The organism is Rhodococcus sp. PD04 (genome assembly GCF_035918275.1).
GTDB lineage: Bacteria > Actinomycetota > Actinomycetes > Mycobacteriales > Mycobacteriaceae > Rhodococcus > Rhodococcus rhodochrous.
In genome coordinates this window covers 403971-416837 of sequence record NZ_CP142143.1, presented here as the reverse complement: position 1 = coordinate 416837, position 12867 = coordinate 403971, and the positions used below count along the sequence as shown (strand labels likewise).

Annotated in this window: 11 protein-coding genes; 5 read left to right on the top strand and 6 right to left on the bottom strand. The window is 67.9% G+C overall.

All coding sequences use genetic code 11. The features are described 5' to 3' along the window. Position 1: 1 nt before the first annotated feature. The 3 genes from fadD5 to U9J23_RS01885 form a co-directional block, all read right to left on the bottom strand. Complete coding sequence (gene fadD5 / locus U9J23_RS01895) at positions 2–1600, bottom strand: fatty-acid--CoA ligase FadD5 (RefSeq protein ID WP_272268916.1); 1599 nt, start codon at positions 1598–1600, stop codon at positions 2–4. 308 nt (positions 1601–1908) lie between these two features. Beyond that, entirely contained in the window at positions 1909–2688 is a 780-nt protein-coding gene (locus tag U9J23_RS01890; RefSeq protein ID WP_272268917.1) for an enoyl-CoA hydratase, read from the bottom strand. Next, complete coding sequence (locus U9J23_RS01885; RefSeq protein WP_080968305.1) at positions 2685–3674, bottom strand: NAD(P)H-dependent flavin oxidoreductase; 990 nt, start codon at positions 3672–3674, stop codon at positions 2685–2687. Before U9J23_RS01885 ends, U9J23_RS01890 begins: the two co-directional genes overlap by 4 nt. A gap of 254 nt (positions 3675–3928) precedes the next feature. Here U9J23_RS01885 and U9J23_RS01880 point away from each other — a divergent pair, with 254 nt between their 5' ends. The 3 genes from U9J23_RS01880 to U9J23_RS01870 are packed head-to-tail and all read left to right on the top strand — an operon-like array spanning position 3929 to position 6800. Next, positions 3929–5206, top strand: a complete 1278-nt coding sequence (locus U9J23_RS01880; protein ID WP_016693186.1) for a TetR/AcrR family transcriptional regulator — start codon at positions 3929–3931, stop codon at positions 5204–5206. Then, complete coding sequence (locus tag U9J23_RS01875) at positions 5203–6327, top strand: NAD(P)-dependent alcohol dehydrogenase (RefSeq protein WP_326601091.1); 1125 nt, start codon at positions 5203–5205, stop codon at positions 6325–6327. The genes U9J23_RS01880 and U9J23_RS01875 overlap by 4 nt, the downstream gene beginning before the upstream one ends. After that, positions 6324–6800, top strand: a complete 477-nt coding sequence (locus tag U9J23_RS01870; protein WP_088898822.1) for a DUF4334 domain-containing protein — start codon at positions 6324–6326, stop codon at positions 6798–6800. Before U9J23_RS01875 ends, U9J23_RS01870 begins: the two co-directional genes overlap by 4 nt. Positions 6801–6868: 68 nt before the next feature. Here U9J23_RS01870 and U9J23_RS01865 read toward each other — a convergent pair whose 3' ends face one another. Further along, positions 6869–7726: an oxygenase MpaB family protein gene (locus U9J23_RS01865; RefSeq protein WP_272268919.1), complete on the bottom strand. Its 858-nt coding sequence runs from the start codon at positions 7724–7726 to the stop codon at positions 6869–6871. A gap of 80 nt (positions 7727–7806) precedes the next feature. Continuing rightward, positions 7807–8556, bottom strand: coding sequence for a GntR family transcriptional regulator (locus tag U9J23_RS01860; RefSeq protein WP_272268920.1), 750 nt, complete (start codon positions 8554–8556; stop codon positions 7807–7809). 130 nt (positions 8557–8686) lie between these two features. Here U9J23_RS01860 and U9J23_RS01855 point away from each other — a divergent pair, with 130 nt between their 5' ends. Together U9J23_RS01855 and U9J23_RS01850 are read left to right on the top strand one after the other, a co-directional pair. Continuing rightward, positions 8687–10222 (top strand): aldehyde dehydrogenase family protein, encoded by a 1536-nt coding sequence (locus U9J23_RS01855; protein WP_272268921.1) that lies wholly within the window; start codon positions 8687–8689, stop codon positions 10220–10222. Between the two features lie 4 nt (positions 10223–10226). After that, positions 10227–11192: an oxygenase MpaB family protein gene (locus tag U9J23_RS01850; protein ID WP_059383127.1), complete on the top strand. Its 966-nt coding sequence runs from the start codon at positions 10227–10229 to the stop codon at positions 11190–11192. A 95-nt stretch (positions 11193–11287) separates the two neighbouring features. On the opposite strand, the gene U9J23_RS01845 is transcribed toward U9J23_RS01850, so the two are convergent. Next, positions 11288–12784 carry an MFS transporter gene (locus U9J23_RS01845; protein WP_226950049.1) on the bottom strand — a complete coding sequence of 499 codons (1497 nt, stop codon included), beginning with the start codon at positions 12782–12784 and terminating at the stop codon, positions 11288–11290. Positions 12785–12867: the final 83 nt, after the last annotated feature.

Sequence of the window (12867 nt, the reverse complement as noted above, 5' to 3'; positions counted from 1 at the left end):
ATCAGCCCTGGGCGACGGCGGGGAGACCGCCGCGGAGCTCACCCTTGACGACCTTGCCGCTCGCGTTGCGTGGCAGGGCGTCGACGATCACGACCTCCTTGGGGTGCTTGTACCGCGCGAGGTGCTCGTTCAGGTACGGCTGGAGCTCGTCGAGGGTGAGGTCGTCGTTGCCGGGCTTCAGCGCGACGACGGCGACGGGCACCTCGCCCCACTTCGCGTCGGGGCGACCGATGACCGCGGCCTCGAGCACCTTGGGGTGCCCGAACAGGACGTTCTCCACCTCGGCGCAGTAGATGTTCTCGCCGCCCGAGATGATCATGTCCTTCTTGCGGTCGACGACGTAGACGAAGCCCTCCTCGTCGACGCGCACGAGGTCGCCGGAATGGAACCATCCGCCGTAGAACGCCTCGCTGGTGGCGGTGGGGTTGTTCCAGTACTCGCGCATCATGGTGGGGCCGCGGTAGACGATCTCGCCGACCTCACCGGGAGCGACGTCGTTCATCTCGTCGTCGACCACGCGCGCCTGGATGGTGGGGATGACCCGGCCCACGGAGCCGAGCTTGCGGATGGCGTCGTCGCCGTCGAGCACGCAGGTGATGGGCGACATCTCGGTCTGCCCGAAGACCGCCACGTTGAAGGCGTCGGGGAAGGTCTCCGCCATGGCCCGCAGGATCGTGTCGGAGCTGGGTGCCGCACCCCAGGAGATGTTGCGCAGCTTCAGTTTCCGCGGCTTGGCCCGCTGCGCGGCGCACATCGCCTGCCACTGCACCGGCACGAGGAACAGACTGGTGACGTTCTCGGCCTCGAGCACGTCGAGCAGTTCCTCCGGGTCGAAGGCGCCGACCGGGTGGATGACGGTGGGGGTGCCGAGCATCAGGCTCGGGGCGATCGAGCCGAGGGCCGCGATGTGGAACATCGGCGACGCGCAGAAACCGATGCCCGACTCGTCGAACAGACGGAAGGCCCGGATGCAGGTGAGCGACTGCGCTTCGAGATTGGAGTGGGTGAGCACGGCGCCCTTCGGCCGGCCCGTGGTGCCCGAGGTGTACATGATGAGCGCGGGCGTGTCGTTCGGGATCGCCACCGGCGGGTGGGGTTCGCCCTCTTCGGCGACGAGCGCCTCGTAGGAGAGCGAGTCGCCTTCCGGCTCGGCTCCGACCGTGATGGACAGTTCGATGCCCTCGGCCTGGCCACGCGCGGCGGCGGCGAGCGGGACGAGCGGTCCCTCCGCGACGATCGCCTTCGCGCCGGAATCACCCACGAGGAAGGCGACCTCGGGTGCGGTGAGGCGGAAGTTCACCGGCACGGCGATGGCACCGAGGGCGTTGGCCGCGAGCACGATCTCGACGTACTCCGGACGGTTGAGCATGAGGATGATGATGCGGTCGCCGAAGCCGACGCCGCGACGCGAGAGTGCATCGGCGAGCTTCTCGACACGCGTGTTCAGCTGCGACCAGGTGATGGTCTCGCCGCGGAATCGGAAGGCCGTGCGATCGGGAATCATCAGGGCGTGGCGCGCCACCTGATTGTTCCAGTTGTTGCTACGGAAGCGGGTCGCGTCGGAACCGACCGCTTCGGAAACGACAGAGGGGGGAACCATCGATGATCCTCTCGTGACGGGGCGGGAGTGCGGGCACGGCCTGTGCCGAGCCGTCGATGTGTGAGGCACATTACAGGCCCGGAACGGTTTGGGCCAGAGCTTTTGTTAACGGAGATTCCGCGAATGCGGCCCGACTCGCTCCAGGCGTCGTCGCCGAGCGAGAACGGGTGGATACCGCAGAAAATACTGGTCGAGCGCTGGGTTCACCGGACGGGAGCGGGTGTTCCGACGAGCACGCCGGTCCCTGCTCCCGCCCGGGAAGTTCCTAGTCGATCCCCCGAGAACCGTGCTCGGGAAGGATCGTCCGGTCAGGCGAAGCGGGCGGGGCGCTTCTCCAGCATCGCCATGCCCCCCTCTGCGAAGTCGGCGGAACCGAGGAGTTCGACCTGGCCGTCCTTCTCCCGCGCGAGCGCCGCGTCGAGTTCGCCGAGCGTCGAGGCGTTGAGGGCTCGCTTCGTCAGTTCCAGGGCACGTCGCGGGCCGGATGCGGTCCGCGAGGCGACGGCGTCGACATGTGCGGCGAGTTCGGCGTCGGGCAGGGTGCGGGCCACCAGTCCGAACCGGTCGGCGTCCTGCGCGGACACCCGCTCGCCGAGCAGTGCCATCTCGGCGGCCCGGGCCCGCCCGATCGCGGCGGGAACCAGCAGGCTCGCGCCGCCGTCGGGCATCAGTCCGATGTTGACGAAGGCGAGCAGGAAGTACGCGCTCTCGGCCGCGTAGGTGAGATCGGCCGCGAGGGCGATCGAGACACCGACGCCCGCGGCGGGTCCGTTGACCGCCGCGATGACGGGGACCGGGACGGACGCGATCGTCCGGACCAGTTCGTTGGCGGTGTCCATGACGACACCGGGGTCCTGCGGATCCGCTGCTCCCGCAGCCAGGTCCGCACCCGTGCAGAACGCCGATCCCTCACCGGTGACGACGATCGTACGGACGCGTTCGTCGTCGCCGGCCGCCTTCACCGCGTCGCTCAGCGTCTTCATCGTGGTCAGGTCGATCGCGTTCATCCGGCGCGGACGCGTGATGGTCAGTCGCAGGATGCCGTCGGCGAGTTCGGACCGCAGGCTCTCGGTGGTGGTCGAGGTCATGCGCGCACCGTCCGGTCGGCACCGGCGATGTCGTTCAGGCGGCCCGTGATGACGGCCTCCGCCTCGGTGACCATGCGGTCGACCAGTTCGCCGACGGTGGGGATGTCGTGGATGAGCCCCTGGCTCTGCCCGGCCGTCCAGATACCGGCGTCGAGATCTCCGTCCTCGAACACCTTGCGGCCGCGCGCACCGGCGACCAGGTGGGCGATGTCGCCGAATTCGGCTCCGCGCGATTCGATCTCGACGACCTCTTCGCTCACCGCGTTGGTGGCGACACGAGCGGTGTTGCGCAAAGTGCGGAAGATGAGCTTGGTGTCGAGTTCGGTGTTGCGGACGATCTGCTCCTTGACCTCGTGGGCCACGGGCGATTCGACCGTGCACATGAAGCGGGTGCCCATGTTGACACCGTCGGCGCCGAGCGCGAGCGCCGCCACGAGGCCGCGTGAATCGGCGATGCCGCCCGAGGCGATGACAGGGATGCCGAGCTTGCTCGTCGCGGCGGGGATGAGGATCAGGCCCGGGACGTCGTCCTCACCCGGGTGGCCGGCGCACTCGAAGCCGTCGATGCTCACGGCGTCCACGCCGATGCGCTCGGCCTTGACCGCGTGCCGCACGCTCGTGCACTTGTGGATCACCTTGATGCCGGCGTCCTTGAAGTGCGGCAGGTGATCGGCCGGGTTGAAGCCGGCGGTCTCGACGATCTTCACGCCCGAGTCGATGATCGCCTGGCGGTACTCGGCGTACGGCGGCGGATCGATCGACGGCAGGATCGTGAGGTTGACGCCGAACGGCTTGTCGGTGAGTTCGCGCGTCCGTTCGATCTCGCGAACGAGATCCTCCGGGGTGGGCTGGGTCAGTGCGGTGATGAAGCCGAGCGCTCCCGCCTCCGCCACGGCGGCCACGAGTTCGGCGCGGCCGACCCACATCATGCCGCCCTGGACGATGGGATGCTCCACCCCGAAAATCTCGGTGAATCGGGTTCTCACGAGTCCTCCTCGGTCCTTCGAAAAGTGCCGCTGTCGTGACGGTTCCGTATGCGCCCAGCGGTGACGCACCTGAAGAATTGGGGTTAACTTTGCGTCCTGGGTGCTGGTTTGTCAATACGTTCTGTCCTGCAGTTTTGGCGATTCTTACCCGAAAGTAGTGTTTCTCTGCAGGGGGTGCGACTGTTACCTTTGAGGCCGACGAACATTCGCCGCGACATCGCGGCCGGAAACAGGATCCACGACGAGGAGGCAGGGTGCCCGAACAAGCGCAGGTCGGGGCACGCACAGCCGCGAAGACCGGCACCCCGACCCCCACCGTGCGGCGCCGGCCGAAGAACCGCAAGGCACAGATCGCCACGGTCGCGGCCGAGGCGTTCAGCGAACGCGGCTACCACGGCGTGAGCATCGACGAGATCGCCACTGCCGTCGGCATCTCCGGCCCCGCCCTGTACCGGCACTTCCCGAACAAGTACGCCCTGTTCCACCACGCCGTCGTCACCCTCGCCGACGCCCTCGGCGCCGCCCTCGCGGAGTTCGACGAACAGAGCGGAGCGAACGGCGCCGAACTCGACGCCGCCGAGGAACTCGAACGCAAGCTCCTCGCGCTCATCCGCACCACGATCGACAACCGCCGGACGGGCGGGCTGTACCGCTGGGAACGTCGCTATCTCACCGGCGAGGACCACAGCGAGATCCGCTCGAAGATGAGAGCGCTCAACCGCCATCTCGCCCGCACGGTCGCGCGCCTGCGGCCCGATCTCACCGACGACGACTACATCCTGCTCAGCAGCGCGATGCTCAGCGTGATCGGCTCCATCACCACCCACCGTGTCCCACTGTCCAACCGGCGCCTGCAGCAGCTGCTGCTCGACGCGTGCACGGCGGTCGCCGCGACCGACCTGGTGCCCGATGTCGACGAGCCCACGCCGGCCCCCGAACCGCGCGGATTGTCCGTAGCGAACAAGCGCGAGGTCCTCCTGCAGGAGGCAGTGCTGCTCTTCGATGCGCGGGGCTATCACGAGGTGAGCATCGAGGAGATCGGTGCGGCAGCCGGTATCAACGCGTCCGGCGTCTACCGGCACTTCGCGAGCAAGGCCGATCTGCTCGCGGCCGCCTTCCACCGGGCCGGTGATCGCGTCGCGATGATCATCGGCGAGGCGCTCGCCGACTCGACGACCTCCGCGCAGGCCCTCGACGTCCTCACCGAGGTGTACGTCCGGATGTCGTTCGAGAACAGCGAACTGATGTCGGTGTACTTCGCCGAGGTCGGCAATCTGCCCGCGCACCACCGCAGCGACCTGCGGAACATCCAGCGCCTCAACATCGAGGAATGGGCCCGGCTGGTCGGCGAGCTACGCCCCGAACTGCCCGCCGTCGAGTGCCGTTTCCTCGTGCACGCCGCGCTCAACCTCGTGCTCGACACCGGCAACCTCGTGCACTTCCTGCCCACCCCCTCCCGGCAACGCCGGGTACAGCAGCTGATGCTCTCGGTGCTGCTCGGCGGCACCGCTTCGCCGGAGGCGGCGGGATGACCCGCACCGCGACCGCCGCGGTACTCCGCGAGTACGGCGCACCGCTGCGGCTCGAGACGGTGACCGTGCCCGAACTGCGCGACGACGAAGTGCTCGTCCAGGTTCACGGGGTCGGGATCTGCCACACCGATCTCACCGCCGCCGCGGGAGGCGTCCCCGTCCCGACGCCCGTCGTGCTGGGCCACGAGGGTGCCGGGGTCGTCACCGAAGTGGGTTCGGCAGTCACCGATCTCGCGGTCGGCGACCGGGTGGTCCTCGGATTCGACTCGTGCCGCACGTGCCGCAACTGTGCCCGGGGACGGCACGCCTACTGCACGCGGTTCGCCCCGCTCAACTACGGCGGTGTGCGCGGCGACGGCACCGCGGTGCTCCGCGACGCCGACGGAGCACCGGTGCACGGCAACTGGTTCGGACAGTCGTCGTTCTCCTCGTTCGTCGTGGCCACCGAACGCAACGCGGTGCGTCTGCCGGCGGATGTCCCGGTGGCGTCGGCGGGTCCGCTCGGGTGCGGTCTGGCGACCGGCGCCGGAACCGTGCTCGAGGTGCTGCGGCCGGAACGGGGGTCGACGATCGTCGTCTTCGGTCTCGGCGCCGTCGGCATGGCCGCGGTGATGGCGGCACGTATCGCCGGGTGCGCGAACATCATCGGGGTCGACCCCAACCCGCGACGGCACGGGCTCGCGCGATCGCTCGGGGCCACCGAGCTGCTCTCCCCCACCGATCACGACGACCTCGGACGCCATCTGCGCCGTCTCACCGGCGGTGGCGCCGACTACGCGGTGGAGTCCGTGGGTTCGGAATCCGTGATCCAGCAGGCACTGTCGTCCCTGACCAGTCCCGGCGTCTGCGCCACCCTCGGACTGCGCGCCGGCCGCAATCCCGTCTCGATCGACCAGACCCATCTGTTGTCCGGTCGCACCCTGACCGGAGTCATCGAGGGCGACGTCGATCCGCACCGGTTCCTTCCCGAACTGGCCGCACTCTGGCGCGACGGGCGCTTCCCCGTCGACGAACTCGTTCAGACCTTCGATTTCACGAAATTCGACGACGCTCTCGTCGCTGTCGCTTCCGGCGAGGTCGTCAAGGCCGTACTCACCTTCGACATCCAGGGGAACACATGAACGTCGTCCAGCGACTCGAGGAACTGCGCGCCCGCACCGACCGGATCGATCCTCGCGAACTCGACGCCCTCTGGGAGCATCTCGCTCCTGCACGTATCGACGATCTCGTCGGATACCGGTGGAAGGGCTTCAGTTTCGATACCGGGCACCGCACCCACACACTGCTCGGCAGGTCGCGGTGGTACGGGAAGACGTTCGCGTCTGTGTCCGAGGTCCAGCCGCTCGTGTGTTACGACGAGGACGGCGAGTTGTTCTCCGACACGAAGACCGGACGCGGCGAGGCGAGCCTGTGGGAGATCGTCTTCCGCGGCGAGGTGACGGCGACGATGGTCTACGACGGCATGCCGGTCTTCGACCATTTCAAGAAGGTCGACGACGACACCGTCGTCGGGGTGATGAACGGTAAGGGCTCGCTGGTGTTCGACGACGGTGAGCACTACTGGTTCGGTCTCGAACGCGACAGCGCTGTGTAATCGTCCGACGGGAAACGACACAGTGGCCGGACGTGCGTCCGGCCACTGTGTCGTTCTCCGGAGAGAACTCAGATGACGTGCCCGTGCGCCTTCATCCGGCGGCGCATGTCGTTGAGGTAGTAGGTGGCCGACAGTTGGCGGATGGGTCTGGGCACCGCGCGGTAGATCGGCGGGACCACCTTCCAGAACAGGTCGAAGCGCCGCTGGTCGCGCGGACTCCACGGCAGCGCGAACTCGTCGCGCATGCGTTGCGGGAGAAGACCGATCGTCATGAAGCGCTGCAGCGGCATGAGAGCCCGAACAGGAAGCGGGGCGTCGCCGCCGGTGAGGAGGTCGCGGGTGAACGAACGCACCTTCCGGTCGACCTCGAAGGTCGCGATCATCTCGTCCCAGTACCTGTCGAACTCCTCCCGCGTCTTCGGCCACATGTCGTCCTCGACCTGCAGGGCCGTGCCGTAGACCGCGGACTGACGGTAGATGCGTTCGATGTCGGCGTCGGTGAGAGGACCGAACATCCGCCGGTACATGTCGACGCCGTTGCGGTACAGCGTTGCGGCAACCCACAACTGGAGTTCGGGGTCGAAGGCGTTGTAGGTCTCCGAGCGCACCGGGACGTGCGCCTTGTTGACCATCCGGACGACCTGCTTCTTCTCCTCGGGAGTACCGAGCGTGACGGCGTAGACGTAGGTCATCGTGGTGCGCAGCCGGTCGAGCGGCCGCTGCAGGGTGGTGCTGTGGTCGGCGACGCCGTGCCCGACACCGCGCGATGCCAGCTGCAGGAGGACCGTGGCACCGGCGCCGAGCAGGAGCATCGACTCTCCGACGAAGTCGGCCAGTTCGACCGAGCCCGCCGGAAGCGGAGCGGGGGTCGCCACCGGTTCGTCGGTGGTGACGGCGGGGGCGCGCTCTTCGGCGTGGGTCGTCATCGGAGGTCTCCTGATGGTGAAAGTACGGGTGCAGCACTGTCATACAAATTGTGCACACCCGTACTCAGATAGGCAAGTGCCTATCCGGAGAGCGAATCGACCCCCGCCCGCTCGCGGTGGGCGACCAGGCGCGCGGCCGCGTCCTCGAACTGCACGAGCGTCTGCGTGATCACCTCGCTGTGGTCCTGCGCGGCGATCGCCTCGATCAGCTTCGTGTGCGACCGGATGGCGAGCGTGCCCCACTCGGCGTCCCGCGCGTAGAGGCGGTACGGAATCGTGCGCGCGGCGGTGTTGAGGAACCACGCGAGCTTGGGGCTGTCGGCGATGCGGTTGAGCTCGCGATGGAAGTCGAACTCGGCGTCGGCGATCCGCTCGATGTCGGGTGTCACCCCCTCCGGGACGACGACGAGCATGCGCAGCCTCTCGTTGAGTTCGGCCAGACGCTCGAGATCGGCCGGCGTGGCACGGTCGACCGCACGGAGCGCGAGCTCGACGGCGATCTGTCCCTGCAGCCAGAAGATGTCGTCGATGTCGCCGCGCGTGAGGGGCGAGACCCGGTACCCGCGATTCGGGGCGGATTCGACCATCCCCTCCCCGCGCAGCGTCAGCAGCGCCTCCCGGACGGGGGTGACGCTGACGCCGAGTTCGACCGCCGTCTCGTCGAGCCGGATGAAGTCGCCCGGACGCAGTGCGCCGGACATGATCGAGCCGCGGAGGTGGCCGGCCACCTCGTCGGACAGCTGCGGACGGCGCCGCACGGCCCCCTCCGAACGTCGGGATGCCGCAGCGTGATCCGCCGCTGTCCTGGGGCTGCGTGTCGGTGCCGCCATCGTGTCTCCTGTAGGAATCCGGACAACTGCGCACGGGGGTTGTCCAATTGGCCCGCGAACGCCTAATGTGATGTCCACTACAGCTATCACATCAAATATATGTGATGTGGTCCACCAGGAAGTGTCGAATATGACCCAGAACCTCACCAGTCCGAAAAACGCGAAGAGCAGCGCGGACAAGGCATCCACGGCAGCGAACACCGACACCTTCGCCAGCCTCGACCCCCGGAACGGCGAGGTGATCGCCGAGTATCCGATCGCCGACGAGGCCGCCGTGGGCGCGGCCGTCGAGCGTGCCCGCGTCGCCGCCCGCTGGTGGGAGGCCCAGGGCTTCCGCGGCCGCCGCGACTGGCTCCTCGAGTTCAAGAAGGCCGTCGCGACCGACGCGACCTCGCTCGCATCGGTGGTGTCCAAGGAGACCGGCAAGCCCTTCGGCGACGCCTTCCTCGAAGTCATGCTGGCGGTCGAGCATCTCGACTGGGCGGCCAAGAACGCCAAGAAGGTGCTCAAGCCCCGCAAGGTGCCCTCGGGCGTCGCGAGCTTCAACCAGGCCGCGACCCTCGAGTACAAGCCGCTCGGTGTCATCGGCGTGATCGGCCCCTGGAACTACCCGGTGTACACCCCGATGGGTTCGATCGCCTACTCGCTGGCCGCCGGCAACGCCGTCGTGTTCAAGCCGAGCGAGCTCACCCCCGGGGTCGCGAAGTGGCTCGAGGACAAGTGGAATTCGATCGCTCCCACTCAGCCCGTCTTCCAGGTGGTCACCGGTCTCGGTGAGACGGGTTCGGCGCTCGTGCGTTCGGGTGTCGACAAGGTCGCCTTCACCGGCTCCGGCCCCACCGCCCGCAAGGTCATGGCGGTGTGCGCCGAGTCGCTCACCCCGCTCGTCGCCGAGTGCGGCGGCAAGGACGCGATGATCGTCGCGGCCGACGCGAACATCGACGAGGCCGTCGAGTTCGCCGCCTTCGGTGCGTTCGGCAATGCCGGCCAGACCTGCGCGGGCGTCGAGCGCATCTACGTCGAGGAGCCGGTCTACCGCGAGTTCCTCGACAAGCTCACCGCCACCGTCAGGCGTGCGAAGCCGGGCGGCGACGAGAACTCGACCTACGGCCCCATGACGCTTCCCCGTCAGGTCGACATCGTGCGCAACCACATCGAGGACGCCCTGAAGTCCGGTGGCAAGGCCGTCCTCGGCGGACTCGAATCGGTGCAGGAACGCATCGTCGAGCCCGTCATCCTCACCGACGTGCCCGAGACCTCGGCCGCGGTGTGCGAGGAGACCTTCGGTCCGACGGTCGTCGTCAACAAGGTCCGCGACCTCGACGAGGCCGTCGAGCGCGCGAACGGCACGAACTACGGTCTCGGCGCGTCGATCTTCACGCGCAACAAGAAGAAGGGCCGTCAGCTCGCCGAGCGCCTGCGCAACGGCATGGTGTCGGTCAACTCGGTGCTCGGCTTCGCCGCCATCGCCTCGCTGCCCTTCGGCGGCATCGGAGAGTCCGGCTTCGGCCGCATCCACGGCGCCGACGGCCTGCGCGAGTTCAGCCGTCCCAAGTCCGTCACGGTGGCGAAGTTCAGCTCGCCGCTCAAGCTCATGAGCCTCGAGCGTCCGGAGCGCGACCTGAAGATCTCGCAGGCGATGCTCAAGTTCATGCACGGAAGGTGAGCCGATGACGACCACTCCCCCGCGCACTCGCAGCCGGAAGGCCGCCGTCGTCGCAAAGCCCGAGGCACGTATCGAGAAGGCCGGCACGTTCCCGCCCCCGAACAGGGATCCGCACCCGAAGCGTGGGCGGATGGGCTGGGTCAAGGTGATCGAGGAGCTCGACCCGGTCACGCAGCACCAGGACATCGTGCGGATCACCGCCGGCTACGAGTTCCCGTGGGACTATCAGCGGTCGCTCGAGTTCGCCCTCTTCCGCACGTACTGCGTGCCCAGCATCTCGGAACTGCTCGCTCGCACCGGCGAGTTCGAGAAGCGGCCGCAGAAGCGGTACGACGACACGGCGCTGCTGATGGCCGAGCTGGTCGAGCACGGCTACGACGCCGAGCGGGGACGCGAATCGCTGCGCAACATCAACCGGATGCACGGCAAGTACTCGATCGACAACGACGACATGCTGTACGTCCTGTCGACCTTCGTGTACGACCCGCTCGACTGGATCGACCGTTACGGGTGGCGTCGTCTGCACCCGAAGGAGCGGCTGGCGTCGTTCTACTTCTACCGCCAGGTTGGCATCCGGATGGGCATCAAGGACATCCCGGAGTCGTTCCAGGAGTTCCACCGGTTCAAGCTCGAATACGAGCGTGAGAAGTTCACCTACAGCGACGACAACCACGCCATCGGCACCTACACGCTGCGCCTGTTCCAGTCGTGGTACCCGAAGGTGCTGAACAAGGGCATCGAGAAGGTCGTCTTCGCGCTGATCGACGACCGCATGGCGTCGGCGTTCGGTTTCCCGAAGAGCTCACCGCAGCTGACGGAGTTCGTCGAGGGTGCGCTGCGGGCACGGTCGGCGTTCGTGCGGCGACTGCCGAAGCGACGCGTGTCGCTGTCGGCGGGCAATGCCACCAACCGGACGTATCCGGGTTACCCCCTCGGTTACCGTCCGAGCGATCTGGGCGTCGAACACTGACGCACCGACAGGCCTGGGGGACAGGAGGGCGGCCCCGCATTCCGGTTTCACACCGGGTGCGGGGCCGTAACTGTTCGGGGAGGAGCGGGCCGGGCTCAGTTCTCGACGGGCCGCAGGGCCTGCTTCGACGGGAGCGCGAACCCCGAGACGAAGACGACGACGGCGCAGCCGGCGCACACGAGATAGGCGATCACGAAGCCCGCCGTGCCGATGCCGAGCCCGCCGCCGAGGGTGTGGGCCGCGAGCACCGAGGCGACGACCGCGCTGCAGACGGTGCTGCCCACAGTGCGGAGCAGGACGTTGACGCCGTTCGCCGCGGCGTTCTGCGACAGCGGCACCGCGCCGAGCAGGAGCACCGGCAGTGTGCAGTACACGAGCGACGTGCCGATGGCCGCGACGAAGATGGCGGCGACCACGAGCCACAGCGGCTTGCCGGGCACCGCGTGGACGCTGTAACCGGCGAGCAGGAAGACCGCTCCGGTCATGATCGTGATCTTGGGGCCGAAGCGTTCGGTGATCCGGGAGGCCACGATCGCGAAGATCATCATCGCGAAGCTCGCGGCGAGCTGACACGCGGCGGCCTGGAGGATGGTCAGGTCGTACCCGGCTCCGTGCCCGGACGGCGCCTGCAGCAGCTGCGTGGTGATGAGGGTGTTGCCGTAGAAGGCGAACCCGACGAGCAGTGCCGACAGATGCGGCGCGAGGACGGAACGGCGGGCCGAGACACGCAGGTCGACGAGCGGGTTGCGGTTGCGCAACTGCTGCACGCCCCAGAGCACGAACAGCAGCACCGACGCGGCGAACGAGAGCAGCACCGCGGGGCTCGACCAGCCCCACGTGCTGCCCTGGGTGATGGGCACGAGCAGGCACACCAGCGCTGCGGACAGGCCGGCGGCGCCCACGGCGTCGAAACGACCGCCGGTGCGGGTGTCCGATTCCGGGATGACGATCCACGCCGCGAGGGCCACACCGGCACCGATCGCGGCGGTGATCCAGAAGAGCAGGTGCCAGTCGGCGAACTGGACGATGGCGGCCGCGAACGGGATGCCGACCGCGGTGCCGATGCCGAGGGTGGAGCTGAGCATCGCGATCGAGCGCTCCACGTGATCGCGGGGCAGGACCTCGCGGAGGATCGCCATGCCGATCGGCAGCACCGCCGCGCCGGCGCCCTGCAGGCCGCGGGCGAAGATGAGCAATCCGATGTCGGAGGTCAGCGCGCAGATCAGCGAGCCGAGGGTCATGAGCGAGAACGCGATGAGGAGCATCCGCTTCTTGCCGATCATGTCGGCGAGACGGCCGAAGATCGGCGTCATCACCGCACCGACCAGCAGGGTGCTCGTCACCAACCACGAGACCGCGGTGGTTCCGGCGCCGGTGAAGCCCGGCATGCTCGGCAGGAGCGGGACCATGACGGTCTGCATGATGGCCTGGAAGACGGCACCGACCGCGAGAACCGGGAAGACGAGATGCCGCAGGTCGCGTGTCTTCTTCTCCGCCGGTCCGCTCGCCGTCTTCGTTCCGGGGACCGAGCGGGTCGGCGCGGAGGCGGACCTACCCGACACGTGCAGGCGCAGGGGGAGCGAGATCGACATCGACACCCCCTCCTCGCCAATAGGTAAATAGCCGTTCACCACATTAGGTGAACGGCTATTTACCCTCAAGAGGAGTGACCAAG